This window comes from Planctomycetaceae bacterium, from assembly GCA_039680605.1.
Lineage (GTDB): Bacteria > Planctomycetota > Phycisphaerae > SM23-33 > SM23-33 > JAJFUU01.
Genome location: JBDKTA010000032.1, coordinates 1 through 2,066 on the forward strand (window position 1 = coordinate 1; position 2,066 = coordinate 2,066).

Here is a 2,066-nt window from a genome sequence, read left to right on the forward strand (position 1 = left end):
ACCTGCCGTCGAGGATGAAGATCATGCCCCCGCCGCTGACTGCTTCGTAGCGATGTAGTGAAGACTTTCAGGGCGCTGCCCTTGATAATAAAGCACTTACGTCGCCAACTGCGGAAGTTGGGTTAGCTGCCGCTTTTAGAGTTGTTCGGTTGAGCGTGTGTACCGCTTGCCGAAAAACTTCCAAAGCGGCAGCTAAGGCTGCCGCACTCCATATCACGCGCCGGCACGCGGTGCGGCTGTGCAGGTCATGATCTGGTAGTGCAGATATGCCGTGAAGCCCTGCGGCGCGGGCTCGAAAACGCCCACGATGCGCCCGAACTTGCCGGATAGCTCGCGGCCGATCATCTCGACATCGGCGGCTGAGAGCTGGTATCGCCGGGCCAGGTCGGCCGAGGTCAGCGGCAGCGGCGGGGCGGGCTGAATGTCGATCATCGACCAGCCGCATTGCTGCAGGGCGGCTTGCAGTTCCTCCAGCGTGGGATACCACTTCTCCGTTCGCATGAGCCGGTAAAGATCGTTCAGGCAACCGGCGTCGCGGGCCTCGGTAAAGCATGCCGTCTGCTGTACGAGAACCTCGCCGCTGCGCATCTGCGACCGCAGGTGCGCCAGGAAAGGCTCCAGGCCGTCGCGTCCGAAGTAATGCAGCAGCGACCGCATCACGAGCATCAGCCCGCCCGGGTGGGTCACTTCAGTGACTTCGGAATCCCTGACCCCGTAAAGTTCTTCGCGCGTCACGCCGGCGGCCGAGCGGTTGAGCTGGACAATGCGGCGATCTCGCGATTGTTCGAGCTGCCGCGGCGAGAGGTCGACGTTCACCATCGCGGTGCCATCGAGCGAACCCTGCGCCGCTAGCCGCTCGAGCAGAAAGCCCGTGCCGCCGCCGAGGTCGGCCAGCACGGCGGGGGGGTGTTGCGCTGCGGCCCGGGAGATCGCCGCCACCAGCGGCGCGACGACGGCGGCGTCGGCAAAATAGCCGCCGTGCATCGAGTGCCACCGCCGGCCCTGGATGGCTGCCTCACGCTGAATGTGATCGTTGTCGTTGCCCACGGACCGGCGATTCTACCCTCCCGCAGCAGGTGCCGCGAGGGCGAGATAGACACGGCGGGCGAAAACGCTAATCTATGGGTGTATCGCCGCACGAAGAGGCCTTGCCCCAAGGCCGCCGGCGGCGCATGAGGATTCATGAAGCGACGCACCGGCGACACGACGGCTATCGGCGGCGACTACCAGCACCGCGCCCTGACGCAGGGGCCGGCGGTGCAGCGGTTCTGGCATTACAGCAAGCAGTTGGCCGTCGCGCGGTTGTTGCCGCCGGCGGCGGGTGAGTTTGCCCTCGACGTCGGCTGCGGCTCGGGCGTCATCTCGCACTACCTGGCCGGTCGGGGCGCTTCCGTGCTGGGCATCGACGCCAACGAAGCGGCCATCGACTTCGCCCGTAGCCAAGGGCCTGGCGACGGCGCGCGGTTCCAGTGCGGGCTCGTCGATGAAGCCTTCGCCCTGGAGCGCCCTGCCGACAAGATCTACTGCCTGGAAGTCATCGAGCACCTCTACGCCGACCAGGGGCGGCGGATGCTTGACGTGTTCGCCGGCCTGCTGGCACGCGGCGGGCGTGTCATGCTCACCACGCCCAACTACGCCAGCGCCTGGCCGCTCATCGAACGCACGATGGACCTGCTGCATCTGGCCCCGCCCCTGCGCGAGCACCAGCACGTCACGCACTACACCCCGCGCCGCCTGCGCAGGCTCTGCACCGACGCCGGATTCACCGTCGAGCGGTTGATGACGCAGTGCTTCATCGCCCCCTGGGCCGCCGCCCTGAGCTGGCGCCTCGCCGAGCGCCTCGCCGCGGCCGAGTTCCGCTGCGACCTGCGCCTGGGCTCGATCCTGGTGGCCGTCTTGCGCAAGTAAGATCAGGGACGGGGAGTGCGGGATTACGCAGATTAGAGCAAGTCACGAACACATCTAGCGCCCTCTGAAGAAGTTGTGTATGCTTGGGTCAAGCATGGAGGCTTGAAATGAAAGCATACTCAATGGATTTACGTAAGCGTGTGTTGGCAATGTGCGAC

2 protein-coding genes are annotated in these 2,066 nt (G+C 65.5%); one reads left to right on the top strand and one right to left on the bottom strand.

Annotated elements, in window-relative coordinates; genetic code table 11:
• Positions 1–213: 213 nt before the first annotated feature.
• On the bottom strand, positions 214–1,047 hold the full coding sequence (locus tag ABFD92_09325) for a class I SAM-dependent methyltransferase (GenBank protein MEN6504727.1): 834 nt from the start codon (positions 1,045–1,047) through the stop codon (positions 214–216).
• Positions 1,048–1,182: 135 nt separating this feature from the next.
• Between ABFD92_09325 and ABFD92_09330 the strand changes: the two genes are divergently transcribed.
• Positions 1,183–1,908, top strand: coding sequence for a methyltransferase domain-containing protein (locus tag ABFD92_09330; GenBank protein ID MEN6504728.1), 726 nt, complete (start codon positions 1,183–1,185; stop codon positions 1,906–1,908).
• Positions 1,909–2,066 lie beyond the last annotated feature (158 nt).

Excerpts from the sequence above, each read along its gene's own strand:
- ABFD92_09330 (MEN6504728.1), top strand. The coding sequence starts at position 1,183 with ATGAAGCGACGCACCGGCGACACGACGGCTATCGGCGGCGACTACCAG.